This is a genomic window from Georgenia yuyongxinii (assembly GCF_006352065.1).
GTDB classification, from domain to species: domain Bacteria; phylum Actinomycetota; class Actinomycetes; order Actinomycetales; family Actinomycetaceae; genus Georgenia; species Georgenia yuyongxinii.
The window spans coordinates 1755087-1779075 of record NZ_CP040915.1 but is presented as its reverse complement, the minus strand read 5'-3'; the positions used below and the strand labels follow the sequence as shown (position 1 = coordinate 1779075).

Below are 23989 nucleotides of genomic sequence, written 5' to 3'. Positions count from 1 at the left end.
GCCCGCTCTCGGGCACGGCACAATCGTCTCGTGGCCGACTTGAACGACGACGCCCGCTGCCCGTGCCTGTCCGGCGAGACCTACGGCGCGTGCTGCGGCCGCTTCCACGCCGGGCTCGCCGCCGGGGGACCGTACCCGCCCACGGCCGAGGCGCTCATGCGGTCGCGGTACAGCGCCTTCGCCGTCGGGGACGTCGCCTACCTCGAGGCGACCTGGCACCCGCGGACCCGACCGCCCGACCTCGCGCTGGACGGCGTGACGTGGCGGCGCCTGGACGTCCTCGCCGCCGTGGCCGGTGGGCCCTTCGACACCGACGGCGTGGTGGAGTTCGTGGCGCACTACCGCTCCCCCGCCGGCGGCGGCCGCCTGCACGAGGTGTCCCGGTTCGTGCGCGAGGGCGGGCGCTGGTTCTACGTCGACGGCGAGCAACCGGCGTAGCCCGGCTGGGTAGCCGGCGTAGCCCGGCTGGGCCAGGAGGGCCGACGCCGGCCGGGCGGACCGGCCCGGCGGTCACGCCACGCGCGCGGCGTTCCGCTCGAGCAGCACCATGACCTCGTAGTGATGGGTCTGCGGGAACATGTCGAGCACCCGGGCACGCCGCGGCACCAGGGACGGCATCGCGGCGAGGTCGCGTGCCAGCGACTCCGCCTTGCACGAGGAGTACACGACGTGCTGCACGTCGGACGCCTCGAGCCACATGCACAGGTCGGGCCCGATGCCACGTCGCGGCGGGTTGACGATGACCAGCTCGGGTGCCGCCGTCGTCAGTGCGAACGCGGTGGCGTCCCCGGCCGCGAAACGTGCGTCCAGCCCCGCCTCCCGGCTGCTGAGCTCGGCGCTGGCCACGGCCTCGCGGCTGGTCTCGATGCCGACGACGTCGCGTGCGGGGGCGGCGCTGTGCAGCGCGAAGCCGCCGACGCCGCAGTACAGGTCCCACACCGAGGCAGGCGCGATCTCCTCGACCCACGCCCGGCCCTGCCGGTAGAGGGCCGCCGCGATCTCGGTGTTGGTCTGGAAGAAGCTCTGCGGTCGCAGGTGCAGGGCGATGTCATTGATCCGCATGGTCAGGGTCGACCGCTCGGTGAGCAGGAGCTCTCGCTCCCCCTCCAGCACCGCCTTGTGCTGGGGGTGGAGGTTGACGGAGACCACCTGCAGCTGGGGAAGCTCTGTCAGCAGGGCGGGCAGGTGCTTGCGGATGCGCGGGACCGACTCGTCCGTGCGCAGTACGAACCGCAGCATCAGCTCGCCGTCGGGCGACTCGGTGAACAGCAGGTACTTCAGCTCGCCGCGCCGTGCGGGGACGTCGTAAGGAGTGAGGCGGGCGCGGGTGATGAACGCCGCGAGCGCGGGAAAGGCGGCCCGGAGGCCGGGGCCGCTCAGGCCGCACCGCTGCAGGTCGACCCCGTGCCCGTCGGCGTCGAGGATGCCCAGCCGCGGCTGCTCCACGGTGCCCCCGACCACCATCTTGGCCTTGTTGCGGTACCCGCCCTCGGGGCTCGGGACGGCGGGGAGCCACTCCAGGTCCGGGTAGGCGGCGAGCAGCTCGTGGCAGTGCCGCTCCTTGCCGGCGAGCTGCTCGCCGTACGGCACCGCGAGCAGAGTGCACGAACGGCACCGGCCGGCGTCGAAGTAGGAGCACTGCATAGCCCGCCCATGCTACGCGGCGACGTCGCGGCGATACCTGTGCGGTGGCACACCTCACGGGCCCCTGTTCCTGCCCACGGCGGTCAGCTCAGGCGTGGGCGGGCTCGGGTGTCCGGGCGGCGGCGTCCGTCGAGCCGCCCGGGAGCGCGGCGAGGATCGCCTGCACGCTGGCCTTGGCGTCGCCGAAGCACATCGCCGAGTTCTCCCGGAAGAAGAGCGGGTTCTGCACCCCGGCGTAGCCCGGGCTCATGCTCCGCTTGAACACGATGACGTGGCGCGCCTCCCACGCGTGCAGCACCGGCATGCCGGAGATCGGTGAGCCGGGCTCCATGGCGGCCGGGTTCACCGTGTCGTTCGCGCCGATGACGAGCACGACGTCGGTGTCGGCGAAGTCATGGTTGATCTCGTCCATCTCCAGGACGATGTCGTAGGGCACGTGCGCCTCGGCGAGGAGGACGTTCATGTGCCCGGGCAGGCGCCCCGCGACCGGGTGGATGGCGAACCGCACCGTGGTGCCGTTGGCCTGGAGCCGCTTCGTCAGCTCGGCCACCGGGTACTGCGCCTGCGCGACGGCCATGCCGTAGCCGGGGGCGATGATGACGTTGCCGGCCCCCGCGAGCGCCGCGGCGACCTCGCCGGCGCTCAGCTCGCGGTACTCGCCCTGGTCGACCGGCCCGCCCACGGCGGCGGTCTCGCCGAAACCACCGAGGATCACGGACACGAACGAGCGGTTCATGGCCTTGCACATGATGAAGGACAGGATCGCGCCGGAGGCCCCGACCAGGGCTCCGGTGATGATCAGGACCGTGCTGTCCAGCATGAAGCCGCTGAACGCGGCGGCCCATCCCGAGTAGGAGTTCAGCATCGAGATGACCACCGGCATGTCGGCACCGCCGATGGCCGCGACCAGGTGGATGCCGAGCAGGAGCGCGATCGCCGTCATGAGCGCCAGCGCGGTCAGGCTGCGGGTGGGCACGAACCAGAACGACATCGCGACGACGGCGACCAGGCCGGCCAGGTTGAGCCAGTTACGCCCGGGCAGCATCAGCGGCCTGGAGGCGAGCCTCCCGGAGAGCTTGCCCCAGGCGACGATCGACCCGGTGAACGTCACCGCCCCGATGAAGATGCCGATGTAGACCTCGGCGAGGTGGAAGCTGTCGCTCCCGCTCTCGAGGTAGGAGTTGTACCCGACCAGCACGGCGGCCAGGCCGACGAAGCTGTGCAGCAGCGCGATGAGCTCCGGCATGCCGGTCATCTCGACCTTGACCGCCTTGCGGATACCGATCACCGCACCCAGGGCCATGGCGACCGCGAGGAGCATCAGGCCCTCGCCGTCGAGCGCGGTGCCGCCGGCCGGCGGGTCGAGCACGGACACGATGGTCGCGACCACTGCCAACGCCATGCCGAGGATGCCGAACGCGTTGCCGCGCCGGGAGGTCTCGAACCGGCTCAGCCCGGCGAGGGCGAGGATGAACAGCAGACCGGAGACGATGTAGGTCGCATTGACGAAGTTGGTCATCATCGCCTTCTCACGCCTTCCTGAACATCTTGAGCATGCGCTGGGTGACGGTGAACCCGCCGAAGATGTTGATGCTCGCCAGCAGCACCGCGACGAACGCGATGACCCGGATCGTCATGTTCTCGCTGGGAATCTGGGTCACGGCACCGACGACGATGATGCCGCTGACGGCGTTGGTCACGCTCATCAGCGGTGTGTGCAGGGCGTGGGTGACGTTCCAGACCACGTAGTACCCGACCACGACAGCGAGCACGAACACCCCGAAGATCTGCACGAACAACGACGGCGCCACGGTCAGCAGGGCGATCATGAGCACCGCGCCGGCAGCGACCACCCCGAAGGAGTGCGTCCAGGGCCGGGACCGCTTCGCCGGGGTCGGGGCGGCGGCGGCCGCCGGTGCGGGCGCCGGGGTGGCGGACACGGTGATGGGCGGCGGCGGGAAGGTGGTCACGCCGTCGTGGCACACGGTCATGGTGCGCACGATCTCGTCGTCGAGGTCGAGGACGAGCCGTCCGTCCTTCTCCGGCGTCATGAGCTTGAGCGCGTTGACGAGGTTTGTGCCGTACAGCTGGGACGCCTGCCCGGGCAGCCGGCTGGAGAGGTCGGTGTATCCGACGATGGTGACCCCGTTGTCGGTTGTGTACTTCTCCCCCGGCCGGGTCAGCTCGCAGTTGCCACCGCCGGCCGCGGCGAGGTCGACGATCACGCTGCCGGGTCTCATCGTGGCGACCATCTCGGCGGTGATGAGCCGCGGGGACGCCTTCCCGGGGATCGCCGCGGTCGTGATGACGATGTCGACGTCCCTGCACTGCTCGGCGTAAAGCTCGGCCGCGCGCTGGGTGTAGTCGTCGCCCATCTCCTGGGCGTAGCCGTCCGAGGAGACCTGCAGCGCGGCGGCGCGCACGTGGAGGAACTCGGCGCCCATCGACTCGACCTGCTCGGCCGTCTCGGGGCGCACGTCGGTGGCGCGCACGACGGCGCCCATGTTCTTCGCCGCCCCGATGGCCGCCAGCCCGGCGACGCCGGTGCCCGCGACGAGCACCTTGGCCGGCGGTACCTTCCCGGCGGCGGTGACCTGGCCGGTGAAGAACCGGCCGAACGCGAAGGACGCCTCGACGACGGCCCGGTAGCCGGAGATGTTGGCCAGGGAGCTGAGGGCGTCCAGGGACTGGGCGCGGCTGATGCGCGGGACCATGTCCATCGACAGCGCGGTGACGCCGCGCTGGGTCAGCGCCGCGACGAGCTCGGGGTCCTGCCGCGGGCGCAGGAAGGTGATGAGGGTGGCTCCGGGGCGCAGCATGGCGATCTCCGCCTCGCCCGGCTCGTTGACGGCCAGGACGACGTCGCTGGCCCACGCCTCGGCGCGGTCGACGATCCGGGCACCGGCCTCGAGGTAGGCCGGGTCGGGCGCACTCGCCCGCTCCCCCGCGCCCTGCTCGACCACGACGTCGTAGCCGAGCGTGATGAGCTCGGGCACCGTCCTGGGGGTGGCGGCCACACGGTTCTCGCCCGGCAGGGTCTCGCGCGGGATGCCGATCCTCATCGGGGCGCCACCGCGGCTCCCGGTACCAGCCTGTCAGTCATCGACGACTCCTCTCCGCGGGGTGCTCGGTCCACAACCGCGGGGCGGCGAACTGGCGAGTGGACTCGTGTGCCCGACGGCTCCCAGGTGATGGAGGAAACCCTCTGAAACATCGTACTCCGTGCAACCGATCCTCCTGGGGTGCCCGCCACGGCCGTTGGGCCGAAAGTCCCAGGTGGCGCCATGACGCCGCCGTGGGCTGCGGTGACGCCGGAGAGGCCCCTCGACGCCGCTCCCCTGCGGGACCTGTGGACGACAACAACAACCTGCAACAGCTAGTTGAACCGTCCAGCGTGCTGCCTACCCTTCGGCGCCCCATTTCTGGATGACGTCCCCCGGCGCCGTGGCGCGTGCGCGGTGGGCGGCACCGAAGATCAACCGTCCCGCTCGGGGCGACACAGAGGAGCTGACCGTGACCGCGCAGACCGTCACACGTGAGACGACGTTCGACAAGGACCTGGATCCCTATCTGCTGGATCCGGCCAACGTCCGGGAGGCCCCGAGAACAATTCGCGGCAGCCTGAAGTACCTCGGCCCGGGCATGATCACGAGCGCCGCTGTCGTGGGGTCGGGCGAGCTGCTCACCGCCACGGCGCTGGGCGCCAAGGTCGGCTTCATGCTGTTCTGGCTCATCCTCATCTCGACATTCGTCAAGGTGTGGGTCCAGGTCGAGCTCGCCCGCTGGTCCATCTCCACCGGCAAGCCGGCGATCACCGGCTACAACGACGTGCCCCCGAAGTTCCTGGGCCGCGGCTGGATGGCGTGGCTCGTCCTGCTGATGTTCCTGCAGTTCCTCATCGGCCAGGCCGGCGTCATCAGCGGCGCGGCGCTGGCGTTCTCCATGCTGCTTCCCATCGGCGGCGACCCGTTCTCGGTGCTGTCGATCGGCGCGTGGGTCGCCATCCTCGTGGTCGTCGCCATCGGCATCCACCTCGCGAACCGCTACGAGCTGGTGGAGAACGTCTCGACCTGGCTCGTCCTGATGGTCACCCTCTTCGCGGTCGCCATGGTCTTCATGGTCCAGTACACCGAGTTCGCCTGGAGCGGCGCCGACATCGCCGACGGGCTCCGCTTCCAGGTCGCGGCCGGGGCCATGGGCATCGCCCTGGCGATGTTCGGCATGACCGGCGTGGGCGCCGGCGAGATCACCGCCTACACCTACTGGGTGGTCGAGAAGGGCTACGCGGCGTGGACCGGCCCGAACGACGGTTCTGAGGGCTGGGTCAGTCGGGCCCGCGGCTGGATCAAGGTCATGAAGCTCGACGCCTGGGTCTCCTGGGCCATCTACACCATCTCCACCGCGGCCTTCTACATGCTCGGCGCCTCCGTCCTGAACCCCCAGGGCCTGGAGCCCGAGGGCACCCAGGTCATGGAGGTCATCTCCGGCATCTTCTCGACCACCGTCGGGCAGTGGGGCGGGACGATCTTCCTCTTCGGTGCCGGGGTGGCGCTGTTCAAGACGATCATCGCCAACGTGCCCAGCCTGGGCCGGCAGGTGGCCAACACGCTGTCCGTCTTCGGCGCGTTCGACTGGATGAACATGGTCGTGCGCGACAGGTGGATGCGGGTCATCATGATCATCCTGCCGATCACCTGGGGCACCCTCGGCGTCCTCGCCAACTCCCCGCTCGCGCTGGTCGTCATCGCCGGCATCCTCAACGCCCTGTTCCTCATGGGCGTCGCCGTGGCGACGCTGTACCTGTCACGCACGCAGACGGACCCGCGCGTCAAGGACGGCAACGGGTTCATGGTGATGCTGGTGGTCTCCGCGCTCGCGATCTTCGCCGTGGGCACCCTTGCGCTGTACGACATGTTCTGACGACACGCCTGACCGCGAGCCCCCCGGGTCACCCGGGGGGGCTCACGGTCCGTTCGGCTCGATGACGCGGGGCGACCCAGGCTCCGCACGTCGGGGCCCTGTCTGGGCGTCGGTCAGTGGATTCTCGTGGGCGCGCCGAACCAGGCGCACCTGCTCGTCCACGGCCCGGACGGCGAGGCCGAACGGCCGCAGCGTGGGTCGATACGCCAGCAACGCGGCTCCACCGCAGCAGAGCAGGCCCACCGCAGCAGGGGCCAGCAGGCCCACCGACACGGACCGCGTGGGACGGCCTCAAGCCGTCCCACGCCGTCGGCCGTTACTCGCCGATCTGCAGGAGCACCTTGCTCGACCCGGTCGAGCGGTCGCCCGCGGTCTCGAACGCGGCGAGCGCGTCGGCCAGCGGGAAGGTGTGGGTCAGCAACGGCTCGACGTCGAGGCCCTCGCCCAGAAGAGTGAGCGCGTCGCTGATCTCGTCGGCGAACCGGTACGAGCCGCGGTACTCGATCTCGCGGGTGACGATGTTGCCGAGCGAAGCGCTGACGTCGCCGACCGGCAGGTTGCCGACCTGGACGAGGACGCCGCCGCGGGCGGTCGCGGCGATGACGCCCCCGAGCGCCGCGGGCGCACCTGACGCCTCGAAGCTGACGTCGACGTCCTGCGGCAGGTCCTCGCCGGCCGCCGGGTTGACGACGCGGTCGGCGCCCATGCGCCGGGCAATCTCGAGGGATGCCGGCGCGAGGTCGGCGCCGACCACCTCGGCGGCACCGCGGGCCTTCGCCGCAGCGACCGTGAGGACACCGATGGGCCCGCAGCCGTTGACGAGCACGGTCTTGCCGGTGAGGTCGCCGGCCCGGTTCACCGCATGGAGGGCCACGGCCAGCGGCTCGGCCACGGCCGCCTGACGGGTGGTGACGTTCGTGGGCAGCACGCGGATCTGGTCCGGACGCACCACGCGGTACTGGCAGAAGCCGCCCTGCTCGTGCGGCAGGAAGGCGGCGGAGCCGAAGTAGCGCACCGTGTGGTACAGGTTGGACCGACCCGCAAGGCGCTCAGGCATGACGCCGTCGCCCACGTTCGTGGCCGGGTGGACGGTGACCGGCGTGCCGGTGACCAAGCCGCGGACGTTCGCGCCGACCTGGGCGATCCGGCCGGCGACCTCGTGCCCCAGCACAAGGGGCTCACGCAGGACGGCCGTGCCGGAGGCGCCGTGCCGCCAGTACGCGAGGTCCGAGCCGCAGATGCCGCCGAACTCCATCTCGACGAGCACCTCGTCCGGTCCGCACTGCGGCTCCGGGATGTCCTCGACCCGCAGGTCTCCCGCGCCGTGCACCACAACTGCCTTCATGTCCCGCTCCGCTCCTGTGAGAACGGCGGTCCTCGGGCCGCCGTCGCCCCAACTGAACACGATCGGTGATCTGACCGATCGCAGGTATTAGTCATACTTTACCACTGCTCAGGTCGGCTATTCTGAGGTCTATATCCCGACTGCGAGCGACAAGGAAGACGTGATGACGGGAAAGAACCTCCACCAGCAGATGCTTGACGACCTCGGGCACGCCATCGTCACCGGCACCTACCCGCCGGGCCACCGCACCACGGTGCGTGAGCTCGAGGAGCGCTACGGCGTCTCGCGCTCGGTGGCGCGGGAGGTCGTCCGCGTGCTCGAGAGCCTGCGGCTCGTGCGCTCCAGCACTAAGGTCGGGCTCACGGTCACGAAGCCGGGCGAGTGGGCCATGCTGGCCCCCGAGGTGATCCGGTGGCGCCTGGACAGTCCCGGGAAGGCCTTCCAGCTCAAGACGCTCACCGAGTTGCGCCGGGGCATCGAGCCCACCGCGGCCCGATACGCCGCGGCCCGGGTGACGTGGCAGCAGCTCGAGGAGCTGCGCAGCAGCGCGGCGGAGATGAAGCGCCTGGGCGAGGCGGGCGAGGGCAACTCCGCGGCGTTCCTCGCCGCCGACATCCGCTTCCACGCCGCGCTGCTCGCGGCGAGCGGCAACGAGATGCTCGCCGCCCTGGAGGAGACGATCACCGCGATCCTCACCGGGCGCAACGAGCTCGGGCTCACTCCCCCGCACCCCGCGGCGGAGAACCTGGACAACCACGCGGAGCTCGCGGACGCACTGGCGGACGGCGACGTCGCCCGCGCCGAGCGGCTCGCCACGGCGATCGTCGACGTCGTCGCCCACGAGGTGGTCCAGCCCGCCAGCGCCGGCTGACTCTGCTCGGTCTTCTGACGAAGTACTACCAGGGCGCGACGAACGACGGCGCGCCGGCGTGGCTGACCATCCGGCACGACCGCCGGAGGGCTCGCCCCCCTCCCCGCACGACCGCCGAAGGGCTCGCCCCCCTCCCCGCACGACCGCCGGAGGGCTGGCTCACCTCCCCGCACTACCGCACTGGCGGGACGGCCCGGGTGTACGAAGGGGCGGCAGCGGCCATCTGGCCGCTGCCGCCCCGTCTTCCGTGCGAGACCTCAGGCGATCGAGATGCCCATGAGGTCGAGCAGCGACAGCAGGCCGACCGCGAAGACGGCGATCGAGGAGATGACGAGGTAGAGCTTGAAGGTCGAGCCGTCCTTGACCCGGGGGTCGGTCTGGGTGCGGCCGAGGTACCAGACGGCGACGACGATGGCCATGAGGTACACGGCGTTGCCGATGCCGGCGATGATGATCATCGCGACCGGCGACTGCACGAAGAGGTAGAACGCTCCCCAGACGATCGGCAGGGCGATCATCAGCACGCGCAGCCACTTGTTACGCACCTCGACGTCGTTCCAGTCGAATGCGCCGAAGATGGCCAGCGTGTTGGAGACCTGCCGGGCGAAGCCGGGGACGTTCGCCAGGATCGTCTTGATCAGCGCCGCCGCGGCACCGACCAGGAAGATCGTCTTGGTCCAGTCACCCGCGACGTCGGTGAACATGCGGGACAGGACCTCGAGCACCTCGGTGCCTTCCGGCACGAGCCCCTGCGGGTGCAGCACGGCCGCACCGAGGATGAAGAAGGCAGCGGTGGAGATGGTGTAGATCACCCAGGAGAGGAACGCGTCCTTCTTCATGACCGAGATCCAGCCGCGCGCGCGGTCGACCCAGGCCTGGGAGCCGTCGTTCGGGCCGGCGAACCGGGCGTAGCCCTTCTCGACCACCCAGTAGCTGTACGCGGTGATCTCGCCGCCGCCGACGCCAGTCATGCCGAACATGGCGAGCGCGACACCCATGGTGCCGACCTGGATCTTGAACTGCATGCCCTCGGCGATGTCGGTCGCCGACCATGCGAAGGGGGTGAACTGCAGCCCGATGACCATCGCGATGACGCCCAGGGTCACCAGGGCGACCAGCACCGTGGAGACCTTCTCGATCACGCCGTAGCGGTTGGTGAGGTGGACCGCGACCGCGAGGACGACGATGACGGTCACCCAGGTCGCGATCGAGACCAGGGAGAACGGGTCGCCGCCGACCGGCATGACCATGCTGAGCGCGAGCGCCCCGGTGCCGAGGACGCCGCCCTGGCCGATGACGATCTGGAGGATCATCAGGACACCGATGTAGGAGATCCAGCCGCGCCCGGCGATCTTCGGCGTGACGTCGTTGTAACCGGTGACCGAGGTCTTCCCGGTGGAGATCGACCAGCGCGCCAGCTCGATCTGGACCGCGACCTTGACGAAGGTCGAGACGAGCACCAGCCACAGCAGCAGGAAGCCCACCTTGGCGCCCAATGCGGTGGCGGTGATCAGCTCACCGGAGCCGACGACCGCGGCGCTCGTGACGAAGCCGGGACCGAAGAACTTCCAGCTCTGGCGCCATCCGCGGGGCGGATCTTGGATATCGGCCGGGTCGAGCTTGTACGGGTCGCGTTCACGGATGGACGAGGGAGTCGCGCTCTGGGCGCTCGTCGTCACTGACATGACTGGTCCTCTCAAGGAGATGCCCGGGAGGTGTTGACGGTCTTCGAGGACCTTGCGTACGTCGCTGTCGCCGGCTCCGGGCGTGGAAGGTGTGCCGCGTTGGGACCTTCGCCCCATCTGACTTTAGACATATTAATCACACGTTCTGGGATGTCACAACTCCGTCATCCGTATGTGTTTGGTGAGTCGGATCACGTCATGGGTTACGTAGTGGCCCATGCGAACCGACTACGCGCGAACGTCTACGCACGGCCGGGACAGGAGGACGCGGCGGGCGGGTACCGTCACCGTTGCCGGGCCGCCCCACCGTCTGGCCCGAACGGTCGAACAGCCGCGATCCAGGGAGAGACCATGCCCCGTCCCGTGCACTTCGAGATCCACGCCGGCGACGTCCCGCGCGCGCAGGCGTTCTACGGCGCCGCGTTCGGCTGGACCTTCGAGGACTGGAGCGAGTACGCCGGCGTGCCCTACGTCGGCGTGCGAACCGGTGAGGACCAGCCCGGCATCGACGGTGCCATCATGCAACGCCACGGTGACGCCCCGGCCACCGGTCAGGCGGTGATGGGCGCGGTGCTGACCATCGGCGTCGAGGACTACGACGCGGCGGAAACGGCGATCCTGACCGCCGGTGGGACCGTGGCCCTGGCCAAGCACGCCCTTCCCGGGATGGCCTGGCAAGGCTATTTCCTCGACACCGAGGGCAACGTCTTCGGCATTCACCAGCCCGACGAGCAGGCCAAGTAGCGCCGAGCTCCGCACGACGAGGCGCCACCTTGCCGAGGCAACAGGTGTTGCCGTAGTTCCGGCGCGCGGACGACGGCGCGGTGACAACCGCGCCCCTCGTTCTCACGCTGCCGCGGCGGCCTTGATCGGCCGCCGGCCCGTCAGGTTCGGTCGACCACGTGCAGCTTCCGCACGGTCAGGTCGTCCACCTCGAGCTCGCGGATCCTGAGGTGTCGGATGACGGCCTTGTTGACCGAGAGGCGCCAGACGGCGACCACACCGAGCGCTGCCGCGCCCATGGCCGTGCCAAGGAGGCTGGCGAAGCCGATGCTCCTGGCACCGGTCGCGAACGCGCCGATGGCGAGCGCCGGCATCGCGTGCGGGCCGCTCACGGTCGGCCCCTTGCCGCCGGGCGGCCAAGATCCTTTCCCCGCGCCTCGCCGCGCCGCCATGCGCCCCGCGGGACGCTTCGGCGATCTCATCGCCATGTGCATCGCGGCACCCTTGGGCGACTTCATCGCCATTCGGGTCGCGGCAGCCTTCCCCATCCGCCGATGTGGTGCGGGCATCGTGCTGTGCCCCATGGCACACCTCCGTTGCGTGGTGATCGTCCAGCGTGACCTTGGTACCGAAGTGCGGAACGCCAGCATCCTGTCTACTCCCATCGCGCCGATGTGGCAGCCCCTGGAAGGATCTGCACCAGCTGGACGGCCCACCCGGACCTAGGAGGAGACATGACGTGGACGCCGGACGAGCTCGACAAGGTCGGGCGCGCCGAGGAGCTGCAGGTCTCGTCGTTGCGCCGGGATGGCAGTGCGCGACCGTTCGTCACGATCTGGGTCGTGCGGGCCGCCGAGGACATCTTCATCCGGTCGGCATACGGGCCGGAGAACGGCTGGTTCCGCCGCGCGCTCGCGAGCGGGTCGGGCCGTGTCCGTGCGGGCGGGGTGGAGAAGAACGTGACCTTCGAGCAGGTCGGCCAGGAGCTGCAGGAGGCGGTCGACGCCGCGTACCACGCCAAGTACGACCGGCACGGGCCGCGGATCGTGAACACGGTGGTGGGGCCGGGCTCCGAGCTCACGACCATTCGCCTCGTGCCGCAAGACGCCTGAGCGCGAGGCCCCGCGCCTGCACCTCAGGCGCGGGCCCCGCGAGTTCACCCGAGTACCGCGGCCGGTCAGGCGGCGGTGCCGGTCACCAGCGCGAACCGATCTGCGGGGCGATCAGCTCGTCGTACACGGACCGAATGGCAGCCAGCGCATCGCTGGGCACGGGCGCCATCTGCGCCGCCGCCGCGTTGCCGCGGGCCTGGGCGGCGTTGCGCGCACCGGGAATGACCGTGCTGACACCTGGCTGGTCGATGATCCAGCACAGCGCGAACTGGGCCATCGTGGCGCCGTCGGGTACCAGCGGCGCGATCCGGCGCACCGCCTGGAGGCCCACGGTGAAGTCGACGCCGGCGAACGTCTCGCCGACGTCGAACGCCTTGCCCTCGCGGTTGAAGTTGCGGTGGTCGTTCGCCGCGAACTGCGTGTTCTCGTCGTACTTCCCGGACAGCAGGCCGCTGGCCAGGGGCACCCGCGCGATGATGCCGACGCCCGCGGCGGCCGCCGCGGGCAGGACCTCGGCGAGTGGGCCCTGGCGCAGCATGTTGAACACGATCTGGACGGTGGCCACGTTGGGGCGCGAGATCGCGGCCAACGCCTCGGCACGCGTCTCCACACTGAAGCCGTAGGCGGCGATCCGACGCTCGGCGACGAGCGTGTCGAGCGCGTCGTACACGGCATCGTCGCCGTACACGGATGTGGGCGGGCAGTGCAGCTGGACCAGGTCCAACGTCTCGACACCGAGGTTGGCGCGCGAGCGGTCGGTCCACTCCCGAAGGTTGTCGAGGGAGTAGGTCTCGGCGCGCTGCGGCATCACCCGCCGTCCGGCCTTCGTGGCGACCACCACGTCGTGCCCAGGCCGAGACCGCAGGAACGCACCGATCAGCTGCTCGCTGCGCCCGTCCCCGTAGGCGTCAGCCGTGTCGAGGAATCGCACACCGCTGTCGTGGGCGGCCTCGAGCACCTCGAGGGCCTCGTCCTCGCGGACGTCGCCCCAGTCCGCGCCGAGCTGCCAGGTGCCCAGGCCGATGACCGAGACGTTGCGGCCGGTGCGGCCCAGTGTGCGCTGCTCCATGAAGTTCTCCTATCGATGCCGAATGGCTACAGTCTCGGCCACCAGAGGGAGCAACGGACAATCGATAGGTCCTACGGGTGTCGGCCCTAGGCGGGGACCCGCTCCGTCAGCGCGTCGGTGAGGAGCGTGACCAGCGCCTCCAGCTGGACGTCGGTGGAGGACGACAGCTCCTCGTCGGAGCCGTCGAGCGCCCGGGCGGCGAGGCCCGCCTTGGAGTCGATCAGCTCCGCGATCCGTGCGTCGAGGGTCTGGGCGGCGATGATGCGCCACGCCGTGACGGGTTCGGCCTGCCCGATGCGGTGGATGCGGTCGATGGCCTGGGTCTGTTCGGCGTCGGTCCACGACAGCTCAGCGAGCACCATGTTGGAGGCGACCTGCAGGTTGAGGCCCACCCCCGCGGCCGTCAGCGAGCAGACCGCGACGGCGACGTCCGGGTCGGTGATGAAGGCATCGATGTTCTTCTGCCGCGCCGACGGCGTCTGGTCGCCGCGGATCGACGCGTATCGCATCCCGCGGCGGGCGAAGGTCTCCTCGGCGGCGTCCATCACGTCCACGTGCTTGGCGAAGAAGACCACCTTGCCGACGCTGCGGGCGAGCTGCGCGGCATAGTCGGCCGCGAGGCCGGCCTTGGCCTGGCCGATGCGTCGCATCATGCTGAAGACGTTCTCGTCGGACTTCTTGTCGGTCTTGGCGCCCCGCTCCCACTTGGCGACCTGACGCACCAGCTCGTGGTCGATGCCCTCCACGACGTCGGCGTGACGCGCCTCGAGCGCCTTGTCGTAGCGCGACACGAGGCGACGCGTGAGCGCTTGCTCGGCCACGCGGATGGACCGGCCCGCCTCGTCGTCGAGCTCGACGGGCAGATCGGCCACGCGGCGGGCCGGGATGTCCGCGGCCACGTCGATCTTGCGGCGGCGCACGATCCCCCGGTCGATCACGCTGGCACGCGCCGCGGCGTAGAACCCGTGGTCGGCGGGGGTCAGCCCGGTCTCCTCGAGCGCCTCCATCAGCTCGCCGAGCGGCTTCTTGTCGTCGATCCAGCCCAGGAACTCCCAGATCGCGTGGAAGTCCTCGATGTCGTTGATCAGCGGCGTGCCGGTGAGGGCCAGCAGCAACGGGTTCCCCATCCGGGAGCGGAGCCGTTCGGCGATCTGCAGCACGTGCTGGGACCGCTGGGACTTCTTGTTCTTGATGTAGTGCGCCTCGTCGACCACCATGCCGCGGAACCCGAGCTCGCCGAGCCACCCCACGTGCCTGTCGAGGACCTCGTAGTTGACGATGATGATGTCCGCGAAGCCGTCGACCGTGTCACCGTCGCCGTGGATCACGGTCGCGCGGCGCTCGGGCGTCCACAGGCCAGCCTCGCGTGCCCAGTTGGCCTTGACCACGTTCGGCACGACGGCGAGCAACGGGTACGCGTTGGCCGCCTGGGCGGCCAGGAGCGCCTGCGCCGTCTTGCCCAGGCCGGGCTCGTCGGCGAGCAGGAAGGTCCGGTGCCCCGCCGCGGCGGCCCCGACGACGCCCGCCTGGTGCGGCATCAGCCGGCGACCCTTCGGCACGCGGACCGCCGTCGGCTCGGGCAGGTCCATGCAGGACGACGCCCCGCCCATCTCGAACGAGCGGAACAGGGGCCCGAGGAGCTCCCAGCCGGCCAGTCGGCGGGGGCGGGCGCTTCGCTTCGCGAACGAGGAGTAGTCCGGGGCGAGGAAGGGGTTGGCCATCTGACGCGAGACGACCGACTGCGGCACCACCCGACGCGAATCGGGTGCTGTCTCCGCGGGCGGCTCGGGCGGTGCGGCCTCCTCGGCGGGCACCTCCATGCCGGCCTCAAGGAGCAGCTCGCGCTTGAATGCCCGAGCGTCCTCCGAGAGGGCCACCTCGCCGTCGAGCAGGGAGAACAGGGACATGTCGCGGGCCGCGGTGGTCGCCAGGATGACGGCGATGCCGTCGAGGCGCTTGAGCTCCTCGGCGCGCCGCGCCTCGCTGACCGTTGCGTCCGACTTCAGCCGGGACCGCTCCTCACGCACCAGGAGCGCGAGGACCTGGAACTTCTTCCGCACCGACGGCACCACCCGACCGCGCTGCACGGCCGTCTCGACCTCGCGTGCGACCCGGGCGAGCACCGGCATGATGCCGTCGTCGTCGTGGTGGTGGCGGGCCGGTCGCTGATTGCGCGGCGCAGCGCGGCGTGCGCCCGACTGGCGCGGGGCAGCGCGGCGTGCGCCCGACTGGCGCGAGGCTCCTTGAGCCACGGGTCCTCCTCTAGCGTTACCTGCCGGTGACCGTGGCGAGGACAAGCCCGCACACAGCCCCGCGACCGGGACGATGGACGTCCGGTCGGAGCGGGCAGAAGCACCCCTCCGGGACGTGAGCCGGCCTCGCGGATCCGCGCGCGAATCAACACGTAGGACGCGGACGACCCGACCCCCTGGCCGTCCGACCCCTCGAAGGCCGATCACCAACCTCAGCGCACGGGTCGTCATCGCGAGCGGCCCGGCCGATAGCCAGTGAAGTTCCGATGATACCGCCTGTCGCCCTCGGACGGTACGGCCGGGATGCGGAGACGAAGACCTCGTCGAGTCCGCCCGGGACACCGATCGAGGAACCGACGCCGGCCAGCAGAGGCAGCAGAGGCAGCAGAGGCAGCAGAGGCAGCAGAGGCAGCAGAGGCAGCAGAGGCATCAACAGGGTCGGGTGAGCGGGCACCTAGGTCCCTGCGACGTCACATGGAGCTGACGAGCGTTTTCAACCGGGCGTGGCCGGTGCTCGAGGCCACCGATCTTGTCGGAGACCTATGGGAGGTACCCGCCTACCTGCGCGCGTGCGCTCCGTGGCTCAGCCGGGAGGAGGTGCCGCAGCTGCGGCGCGCAGACCCTCAGGCGTGGACGGTGTCCGACCTGCCCCTCGTGGACGCAGCCCGGCAGCGCCTCGGAGACCCGGAGGCGTCACGACGCAAGCGCCGGCAGGACGTCGCGCTCGCTGCCGAGCGCGAGGAGATGGCACGGGTGGTCGACCACCTCATCGCCGCGGACGACTCCGCCCTGCAGATCATGTCGATGCTGCGCGGACAGGACCTTCAGCAAGCGCTCGTCGACGAGGCCGAGGCGCCCAGCACCGACCCGGACCTGCTCGCCGGACCGTTCACGCACGTCGTCGTGGACGAGGCGCAGGAGCTGACTGACGCGGAGTGGCAGATGCTGCTGCTCCGCTGCCCGTCCCGAAGCTTCACCATCGTCGAGGACCGCGCACAAGCTCGCCACGGGTTCACGGAGTCGTGGCTCGAGCGGCTCGAGCGGATCGGACTCGGTGGGATCAGCCTGGCGTCGCTGAGCATCAACTACCGGACACCGGAGGAGGTCATGGCCGAGGCGGAACCGACCATCCGGGCCATGCTCCCGGGCGCGAACGTGCCGACCTCCGTCCGCCGCACCGGTGTCCCCGTCGTGCACGGAACCAGGTCGGAACTGGCCCAGATCCTCGACGCGTGGCTCGCCCAGCACGCTGAGGGACTCGCGTGCGTCATCGGCGATCCCACGTTCCGGGTCACCTCCCGCGTGCGGTCGCTGCGCCCGGAGCTGGCGAAGGGGCTGGAGTTCGACCTGGTCGTCCTCGTCGATCCGGGGGCGTTCGGTGACGGGATCGAAGGAGCGGTCGACCGCTACGTCGCGATGACGCGGGCGACGCAGCGGCTGGTGGTCCTCACCGGGTGACTGGGGCGCGCGCTCGCCTCACCCCGACAGCGCGCTCGCCTTCCCGACACGAACCCGTCCAGGGGTGGACCAGGCGCGGGAGAGTGACAGTGTGACCTGGGTGCACGGCATCAGGCGGGGACGGTGCGGCTCCCGGCCGCGACGAGGGCCGCGTCGGTGTCGGCCGTGGCCAGGGCCGCGTTGATGTGGGCCCCGGCCAGGGCGCCGGCCGCGGCAGCGGCGCCCACCTGGGCGGTCAGGTCGGTGGCGTTGCCGGCCACCCACACGCCCGGCACGTCGGTCGCACCGGACGGGCCGGCGGCGAAGCGGCGGCCCCTGCCGTCGGGCAAGTCCTCCATCGGCAGCTTCAGTCCGTCCACGCCCTCGGTGCGCGCCCGCATCGTGGTCGCCACCGCGAGGACTCTGCGGGAGACCACCCGACCATCAACCAGGCGCACACCAGCGATCCCGCCGTCGTCCGACGTGACGACCTCCGCCACCGGGGTGTCGACGATGCGGATGCGGCGTACGGCGAAGCGCGCGCGGGTGTCCTCGTCCAGCTCGGTGCCACGTGCGAAGTAGACGAGATCGTCGGTCAGCTGCCGGAACAGGAGCGCGTGGTGCGCGGAGGCGGGCCCGACGGCGAGAATTCCGATCGGTTCGTCGCGCACCTCCCAGCCGTGGCAGTACGGGCAGTGCACCAGGTCGTGCCCCCAGTGCGGGGCCAGCCCGGGTAGGTCGGGCAATACGTCGCGTAGTCCGGTGGCGACCAGGAGGCGGCGCGCGCTCAGCGTGCGGCCGCCGGCCAGGGTGACGGTGAAGCGCAGGTCACCGTCGGCGGACGACGCCGCCGGCTCGGCGGTGGCCACCTCGCCGGCGACGACCACGCCCCCGTAGCGGCGCACCTCCTCCCGCCCGCGCTCGTACAGCTGGGCGGGCGCGGTGCCGTCGAGCCCGAGCAGGCCGTGCACCGCCTCGGCCGGCGCATTACGGGGCGTGCCGCCGTCGACCACGACCACCCTGCGGCGGGACCGGGCGAGCATCAGCGCACCGTTCAGCCCTGCGGCACCGCCACCGATCACGACGGCGTCCACCGTCTCGCCGGACGGTGTGTGGGTGGTCTGCGCAGGTGTGGTCACCGTCATGGCGTCGCCTCTTCCGTCGGTGCGAACGACACCGGATGTACGTCCGCCCTGTGGGCGCGACGCTATCCGCACCTTCCAGGTTGGGCATAGGATCTTGCTTATGACGCAAGGTTTGGCGGAACTGGACGGCCTCGTACGCCAGCGCATCCGCGCCCTTCGCGTGGCGCAGGGCTGGACCTTGGAGGAGATGGCCTCTCGAGCCCGGCTCAGCCAGTCCACCCTCTCCCGCATCGAGAACGGGCAGCGCCGCCTCTCTCTGGACACCCTCGTCACGCTCGCCCGCGCCCTGGACACGTCCCTGGACCAGCTGGTGGAGGACGCGTCGGACGACGTCGTCACGAGTCCGATGATCGACGCTCCTCACGGGCTGATGCGCTGGCCCATCAAGGGCGATCCCGGGATGACCGTGGTGCGTCAACGGATGACCGAGCCGCCACCAGAGATCGCCTCGCGCCTACGCGCACACCCCGGTCGCGAGTGGCTCGTCGTCCTCTCGGGCACCGCGATCCTCATGCTGGGCAACCGGCGCTACCGGGTCGAGACCAACCAGGCCGCCGAGTTCCCCACGATGATGCCGCACGCCATCGGCGCCGAGGGCGGCCCCTGCGAGATCCTGGGAATCTTCGACCGCGACGCCCGTCGCGGCCACCAGCGAACCGATGGCGACTGAGCCAGGAAACTCGCGGCCGACCGCACTGCCGCAACTGCGAGCTATGCGCGTCCGGCACCGGAAACGGTGGACCCGGACCACGTCCCCAGCGACCCCTCAGCTGCCGGCGAAACCGGTGTCGACGTCGAGCACCGCTTGGATCAGCACGCGAACGCCTTGCTCGATGTCAGCCAGCTCGGTCCACTCCTCCGGGCAGTGGCTCCGCCCGCCCGCCGAAGGCACGAAGATCATCGCGGTCGGTGCCAGTTGTGACATCTGCACGCTGTCGTGGGTCGCACCGGAGTAGAGCCGAACGGCCTCGTGGCCAACCGTCGCGGCTGCGCCGGCGACGATGGCGGACAAGTGCCGGTCCATCACGGCCGGCGGATCCGTGTGGCCCCAGGCGAGACTGCTCGTGGTCCGGTGCGCCGCGTCGAGTCGCGGAATGTCGGCCTCCAGCTCCTCCGCGAGGGCTCGAAGACCGGCCATGTGCGGGCTCCGGAACTCTCCGGTGACCCGGGCGAGCTCGGAGATCACATTGGTGAGTGGGCTCGTGGTGGTGAGTGCACCGACCGTCCCCACGGTGTCGCGCCCCGCGGCGGCGATGCGCTGAACGGCGAGCACGGCGTCCGCCGCGCAGCACATGGCGTCGCTCCGCGTGGCCATTGGCGTGGTACCGGCGTGGTCTCGGCGCCCGTGGACGTCGAGGTGAAAGGTACTGATGCCGCACACGCGGGTGACGACGCCGATCCTGGCGCCGTTTCGTTCGAGGACCGGGCCTTGCTCGATGTGCAGCTCAAGATATGCGGCGATGCCGGCGCTGTCCCAGCGGCACGTGTGGACCTTCTCGGGTGAGTGGCCGGCGCGGCTGATCAGATCGGCGAGGCTGACGCCACCCTCGTCTGTCGCCTGGAGGTGGTCGTGGCCCAGGGTTCCGGAGGTCGCCCTGCTGCCGACGAGCTTGACTCCTTGGGGGTTTCCTTCCTCATTGGCGAAGTCGACGATTCGCAGCTCATGGGTGAGGCGGGTGCCCGCGCGGCGGAGCGTGCGTGCCACCTCGATGGCGCCCAGGACGCCGACGATGCCGTCGAAGCGCCCTCCGCCCGGAACGGTGTCGCTGTGGCTGCCGACGACGATGGCGGGGGCGGCGGGGGCCGTGCCCTCGAGGGTCCCGATGACGTTGCCGACGGCGTCGACGTGCGTACTGAGCCCCGCGGCGCGCATCTGGTGGGCGATCCAGCGGCGACCCTCGACGTCCTGAACGCTGAAGCCGGTGCGGGACCAGCCGGGCAGTGCCGGGTCGACGAGGGTGGCGAGGTGATCCAGCCCTTCTTGCACCCACCCGATCTCGGGGTCGATGGTGGCGCTCACCTGACCCTCATGACCGTCTACCCAGGTCGTCCAGGGACTCCAGGACCAGGTTCCAGTACCGGGTGGCGTCCAGCTCCATCGCCACCCGGGCATTGGGCTCTCGATCGGGGTACCGGCCGTACAGGTCGACCACCGTGGTGCCCCGGGTCCACCGGCCGTCGAGCTCCACGGCGACGAAGGCCTCGCGCCAGCGGACCACCTCCGGGTCGATCAGGGCCGCAACGGTGCAGGGGTCGTGGACGGGTGGCGCCTCGAACTCCCAGAGCTTGTTGTAGGAGTCTCCGAAGAAGCCCATCCACGCGGCGCAGACCTCGCCGATCCGGTGGTTCATCCGTCGCATCCGGTCGACGACGTCCTGCGTGGCCACGGCCTGGTGAGTGAGGTTGAGCCCGACCATGCGGACGGGGACGCCCGAGGACAGGACCCGGTCGAGGGCCTCGGGATCGGCGTAGGTGTTGAACTCGGCGGTCGGTGTGTGGTTCCCGCGCTCGGTGGAGCCGCCCATGAAGATGACCTCACGGACCTTGGGACGCAGCTCGGGCCGTTCGGTCAGCAGCCGGCCGATGTTGGTCATCGGGCCCGTGACAGCCAGTGTCACCGGGTCGTCATGGTCGCTCAGCGTCCTGGACAGCAGGCTGACGGCGCTCTCCTCGAGCGGCTCGAAGGCCGGTGCCGGCATCTGCGGGCCGTCGAGGCCGCTGGCTCCGTGCACGTAGTTGCCCAGCGTGGCGTCGCCCTGCAACGGGCCGCCCGCGCCTGCGGCGACCGGGACATGGGACACCCCCGCCAGGGTCAGCACCTGGATGGCGTTGCGCGTGGCGTCCTCGACCGAGCAGTTGCCGAAACAGGTGGTCACCGCCAGCAGCTCGACGGCGGGCGAGCTCACCGCGAGGAGCAGCGCGACCGCGTCGTCGTGTCCCGGGTCGCAGTCGATGATGATCGGGAGCGGCATCAGTGGTCCCGCTCCCCCGCCAGCCAGCGGAGCATGGCGCCGACCAGCGTGGAGAACCCCTGCCAGTCGAGGAACTCCTGCGGGCACCAGTGCGGCCCGATGTCCGAGGTCCATGCGAGGCTGCGGCCGGCGCCGACCTCGCGCGTCGCGAGCAGGACGTCCCCGTTCACGGTCGCCACGACCGTGGAGTCCGCCAGCGCCGTCACCTGGTTGTAGCCCAGCAGCTGTGGCGCGCCGGTGCAGGCCGAGCTCAGCGGGTGGTCGGCTTCTTGCACCTCGACACTGGCGCCCTGCGGGACCTCGACGCGGTCGTCACCGGGAATCATCGCGACGGGGAGGACGTCCGCGATGGGGCTTCGGGCGAAGTTGGCCAGGCCCTGGATTCCCTGGAAGCTGAGGTAGCCGCCCGCCATCATCAGGCCCCCTCCCTGTCGCGTCCAGTCCGCCAGCGCGGCCATCGAGTTGTCGCTGCGCTGTCCGTGCTTCCACGTCTCGGGTGTCAGGACGAACGAGTTGTAGCCGATGTCGGAGATGATGACGCCGTCATAGGCGGAGAGTGCTTCGACCGTGCGCGGAAAGTGCCGAGGGACGTCATGGCCGTACATCTGCTCCACCTGGACTCCCTGCTCGGCGGCCGCGGCGATGAAGGCGTCCGCGCCCGTGTCGAAGGTCGTGCTGCTGAAGTGGTCGAACCCCTTCTGGTGGGTCTCGTGAACGATCCAGCTCTCGCCTGCCAGCAGGATGCGGGCCATCGTGTCTCCTTCGTCGAGGACTCTGGTTCTAGCCGCGCCCGTCGAAGAGGGCGCGCGGATTGTCGATGAGCAACTGGTCGGTCACCGTCTGGTCGAGCCCGTGGCGGTGCAACCGCGGGACGAAGTACTGGAGGATGTGGCCGTACCCGGGCCCGCCGTGACGGCGCAGCAAGGACTTGAGGAAGATGTCCTGCGAGATGAGCAGCTGGCTCAGGTGACCGCGCTCGACCAGTCGGGCGAGCCAGCGAGCGTTCTCCTCGTCGGAGGGGCACTGCACCTGCTGGTCGGCGTAGAAGACCTCCATGCCGATCATGTCGTACTGGACCCAGGCGCCACGTCCCAGCAAGCGCTCCTGGTAGGTGACGTCGTCGCCGGAAGGCCCCATGTGGCAGAGCACGATACGGGTGGGGTCGACGCCGAGCCCCTCCGCGATGTCGAGGACTTCGTCCGCCCGCCGGAACCAGCCCGGGAGGTGCACCTGGACCGGCAGGCCTGTTTCCCGCTGGGCCAGGAACGCGCCTTCGAGGCTTCGTCGCTCGGCTGCCGTGAAGTCCGAGCTCACCCCGATCTCGCCGATGACCCCGGGCCGTATGCCATCTTCGCCTTCGGAGAGGTCGTCGAGGATGCGTTGGGCGATCTGTTCCCGGCTGAGGGCGTCCACGCCGGGTGGATGGCTCGACTCGAGGTAGTACCCGGTGCCCGCGATGATGGTGACGCCGGTGCGCCGGCTGATCTCCCGGAGCCCGATCAGGTCCCGCCCTGCGCCCAGGCCGGTGGTGTCGATGATGGTGCGCCCGCCGAGCCGGGCGTACCGGCTGACCTCCTCCACGGCGGCATCACGGTCCTCGAGCAGGCAGTTGTCGCGGTTCCCGAAAGGGTCCTGCCGAAGGTCCCAGAGGATGTCCTCGGCCACCGGACGGTTCGCGTAGTCCTCGGGGTCCCAGCCGGTCGAGGACGTCGCGTGGGACCAGGACGTCACGTCGTTGAGGACATGCTCGTGGGTGAGCGTGACGCCCAGGTCGGTGCTGGCGATGGGCCCGGTGACGGTGCTGATCCGGGTCATACGCTGGCTCGGGAGAACCGACCGAAGAGCTTGCTGTTGAGCAGGATCGCGACGACCAGGATGATGCCTTGGACGATGGGCACCCAGTAGACGTCCACCCGGAGCAGCACGAGCCCGTTGCTGATGATGCCCAAGGTGAGGGCACCGATCGCAGATCCGATCACCGAGCCGCGTCCGCCCATGAGGCTCGTCCCGCCGAGGACGACCGCGGTGATGACCTCAAGCTCGAACATCGTCCCGGAGTTCGGTGATCCGCTCGAGAGACGCGCGGCGGTGATGACGCCGGCGAGAGCGGCGGCAAAGCCGGTCATCCCGAGCACGATCATCCTGATGCGGCGGATGTCGACGCCGGAGCGTCGCAGCGACTCGGCATTCGAGCCCACCGCCACCACGTAGCGGCCGAAGCGCGTCTGGCTGAAGACGTACCACGCGAGCACGACGACCGCGAGGGCGATCCAGGTCGGTGTGTAGAGCCCGAGCAGCTTGCCCTGGCCGAGCGGGACGATCCAGGGCGAGTCGATCGGCGTGCTGAATCCCTCGGTGAGCAGCAGGGCGACTCCACGTACCGCCGTCAGGGCCGCGAGTGTGACGATGAAGGACTGCAGGCGGCCGTACGCGGTCAGTGCCCCGCTGAGGAGCCCGATCCCCAGCCCCATCACCATCGTGAGGGCCAGCGCGACGATCGCGTTCCCGCTCTCCGCCCACAGCCCGAGTGCGGCGGCGCTCAGGCCCACGATGGACCCGACCGACAGGTCGATCTGGCCTGTCGTGATGACGAACGTCATGGCCATGGCCACGATGACGGTCGGGGCGACCTGCCGCAGGACGTTGACCAGGTTGTTGGCTGTGAGGAAGGCGTCGGCCTGGACGGAGAACACGACGAAGAGGACCAGGAATACGACGCTGATGGACAGGACGCCGAAGTGGCGGGCGACGAACGACGAGCTCCCGCCGGCTGGCTTACGGCGGCTGGCCGGCTCAGTAGTGGTGACGGTCATC

At 70.2% G+C, this 23989-nt stretch carries 20 protein-coding genes and 1 pseudogene; 7 read left to right on the top strand and 14 right to left on the bottom strand.

Translation table 11 applies throughout. The features are described from left to right. Positions 1 to 30 precede the first annotated feature (30 nt). Positions 31 to 438, top strand: coding sequence for a YchJ family protein (locus tag FE374_RS08070; RefSeq protein ID WP_139928068.1), 408 nt, complete (start codon positions 31 to 33; stop codon positions 436 to 438). Between the two features lie 72 nt (positions 439 to 510). Here the strand turns inward: FE374_RS08070 and rlmC are convergent, their stop codons facing one another. The 3 genes from rlmC to FE374_RS08055 all read right to left on the bottom strand — a co-directional run bounded on the left by rlmC (position 511) and on the right by FE374_RS08055 (position 4706). Then, positions 511 to 1644, bottom strand: coding sequence for a 23S rRNA (uracil(747)-C(5))-methyltransferase RlmC (gene rlmC, locus FE374_RS08065; RefSeq protein ID WP_139928066.1), 1134 nt, complete (start codon positions 1642 to 1644; stop codon positions 511 to 513). Between the two features lie 88 nt (positions 1645 to 1732). Continuing rightward, the gene (gene pntB, locus FE374_RS08060) at positions 1733 to 3166 is read right to left on the bottom strand and encodes a Re/Si-specific NAD(P)(+) transhydrogenase subunit beta (protein WP_139928064.1); all 1434 of its coding nucleotides are present in this window, start codon (positions 3164 to 3166) and stop codon (positions 1733 to 1735) included. Positions 3167 to 3173: 7 nt separating this feature from the next. Further along, on the bottom strand, positions 3174 to 4706 hold the full coding sequence (locus FE374_RS08055) for a Re/Si-specific NAD(P)(+) transhydrogenase subunit alpha (RefSeq protein WP_139928062.1): 1533 nt from the start codon (positions 4704 to 4706) through the stop codon (positions 3174 to 3176). A 451-nt stretch (positions 4707 to 5157) separates the two neighbouring features. Between FE374_RS08055 and FE374_RS08050 the strand changes: the two genes are divergently transcribed. Further along, positions 5158 to 6564, top strand: coding sequence for an Nramp family divalent metal transporter (locus FE374_RS08050; protein WP_230978511.1), 1407 nt, complete (start codon positions 5158 to 5160; stop codon positions 6562 to 6564). Between the two features lie 316 nt (positions 6565 to 6880). Here FE374_RS08050 and FE374_RS08045 read toward each other — a convergent pair whose 3' ends face one another. Further along, the gene (locus FE374_RS08045) at positions 6881 to 7909 is read right to left on the bottom strand and encodes an L-idonate 5-dehydrogenase (RefSeq protein ID WP_139928060.1); all 1029 of its coding nucleotides are present in this window, start codon (positions 7907 to 7909) and stop codon (positions 6881 to 6883) included. A gap of 163 nt (positions 7910 to 8072) precedes the next feature. On the opposite strand from FE374_RS08045, the gene FE374_RS08040 reads away from it, so the two are divergent. After that, positions 8073 to 8780, top strand: coding sequence for a FadR/GntR family transcriptional regulator (locus FE374_RS08040; protein ID WP_139928058.1), 708 nt, complete (start codon positions 8073 to 8075; stop codon positions 8778 to 8780). Positions 8781 to 9037: 257 nt separating this feature from the next. On the opposite strand, the gene FE374_RS08035 is transcribed toward FE374_RS08040, so the two are convergent. Next, positions 9038 to 10465, bottom strand: a complete 1428-nt coding sequence (locus FE374_RS08035) for an Nramp family divalent metal transporter (protein ID WP_139928056.1) — start codon at positions 10463 to 10465, stop codon at positions 9038 to 9040. A gap of 351 nt (positions 10466 to 10816) precedes the next feature. On the opposite strand from FE374_RS08035, the gene FE374_RS08030 reads away from it, so the two are divergent. Continuing rightward, complete coding sequence (locus FE374_RS08030) at positions 10817 to 11209, top strand: VOC family protein (RefSeq protein WP_139928054.1); 393 nt, start codon at positions 10817 to 10819, stop codon at positions 11207 to 11209. A 140-nt stretch (positions 11210 to 11349) separates the two neighbouring features. On the opposite strand, the gene FE374_RS08025 is transcribed toward FE374_RS08030, so the two are convergent. Then, the gene (locus tag FE374_RS08025) at positions 11350 to 11580 is read right to left on the bottom strand and encodes a hypothetical protein (protein WP_221934881.1); all 231 of its coding nucleotides are present in this window, start codon (positions 11578 to 11580) and stop codon (positions 11350 to 11352) included. A 342-nt stretch (positions 11581 to 11922) separates the two neighbouring features. Between FE374_RS08025 and FE374_RS08020 the strand changes: the two genes are divergently transcribed. Continuing rightward, positions 11923 to 12300 (top strand): DUF2255 family protein, encoded by a 378-nt coding sequence (locus tag FE374_RS08020; protein WP_139928052.1) that lies wholly within the window; start codon positions 11923 to 11925, stop codon positions 12298 to 12300. A gap of 82 nt (positions 12301 to 12382) precedes the next feature. Here FE374_RS08020 and FE374_RS08015 read toward each other — a convergent pair whose 3' ends face one another. Together FE374_RS08015 and FE374_RS08010 are read right to left on the bottom strand one after the other, a co-directional pair. Further along, positions 12383 to 13369: an aldo/keto reductase gene (locus FE374_RS08015; protein WP_139928050.1), complete on the bottom strand. Its 987-nt coding sequence runs from the start codon at positions 13367 to 13369 to the stop codon at positions 12383 to 12385. 86 nt (positions 13370 to 13455) lie between these two features. Continuing rightward, a complete protein-coding gene (locus FE374_RS08010; protein WP_456319091.1) occupies positions 13456 to 15621 on the bottom strand; it encodes a DEAD/DEAH box helicase in 2166 nt (721 codons plus the stop codon). A gap of 456 nt (positions 15622 to 16077) precedes the next feature. Between FE374_RS08010 and FE374_RS08000 the strand changes: the two are divergent. After that, a pseudogene (locus FE374_RS08000) lies at positions 16078 to 17079 on the top strand (AAA family ATPase); the annotation flags it as partial. Positions 17080 to 17189: 110 nt separating this feature from the next. Here the strand turns inward: FE374_RS08000 and FE374_RS07995 are convergent. Beyond that, complete coding sequence (locus FE374_RS07995; RefSeq protein WP_139928047.1) at positions 17190 to 18203, bottom strand: NAD(P)/FAD-dependent oxidoreductase; 1014 nt, start codon at positions 18201 to 18203, stop codon at positions 17190 to 17192. A gap of 100 nt (positions 18204 to 18303) precedes the next feature. Between FE374_RS07995 and FE374_RS07990 the strand changes: the two genes are divergently transcribed. Continuing rightward, positions 18304 to 18873 carry a helix-turn-helix transcriptional regulator gene (locus FE374_RS07990; RefSeq protein ID WP_179957359.1) on the top strand — a complete coding sequence of 190 codons (570 nt, stop codon included), beginning with the start codon at positions 18304 to 18306 and terminating at the stop codon, positions 18871 to 18873. A 96-nt stretch (positions 18874 to 18969) separates the two neighbouring features. Here the strand turns inward: FE374_RS07990 and FE374_RS07985 are convergent, their stop codons facing one another. From FE374_RS07985 to FE374_RS07965, 5 genes are read right to left on the bottom strand one after another with little or no spacing between them, the layout of a single operon-like run. Beyond that, positions 18970 to 20223, bottom strand: a complete 1254-nt coding sequence (locus FE374_RS07985; protein WP_168205626.1) for a M20 family metallo-hydrolase — start codon at positions 20221 to 20223, stop codon at positions 18970 to 18972. Positions 20224 to 20230: 7 nt separating this feature from the next. Continuing rightward, positions 20231 to 21175 carry a nucleoside hydrolase gene (locus FE374_RS07980; protein WP_139928045.1) on the bottom strand — a complete coding sequence of 315 codons (945 nt, stop codon included), beginning with the start codon at positions 21173 to 21175 and terminating at the stop codon, positions 20231 to 20233. Further along, positions 21175 to 21927 (bottom strand): glutamine amidotransferase, encoded by a 753-nt coding sequence (locus FE374_RS07975; protein ID WP_139928044.1) that lies wholly within the window; start codon positions 21925 to 21927, stop codon positions 21175 to 21177. Before FE374_RS07975 ends, FE374_RS07980 begins: the two co-directional genes overlap by 1 nt. Positions 21928 to 21955: 28 nt before the next feature. Beyond that, positions 21956 to 22990: a phosphotriesterase family protein gene (locus FE374_RS07970; protein WP_139928042.1), complete on the bottom strand. Its 1035-nt coding sequence runs from the start codon at positions 22988 to 22990 to the stop codon at positions 21956 to 21958. Further along, positions 22987 to 23988 carry an ABC transporter permease gene (locus tag FE374_RS07965; protein WP_139928040.1) on the bottom strand — a complete coding sequence of 334 codons (1002 nt, stop codon included), beginning with the start codon at positions 23986 to 23988 and terminating at the stop codon, positions 22987 to 22989. The genes FE374_RS07970 and FE374_RS07965 overlap by 4 nt, the downstream gene beginning before the upstream one ends. Between the last annotated feature and the right edge of the window lies 1 nt (position 23989).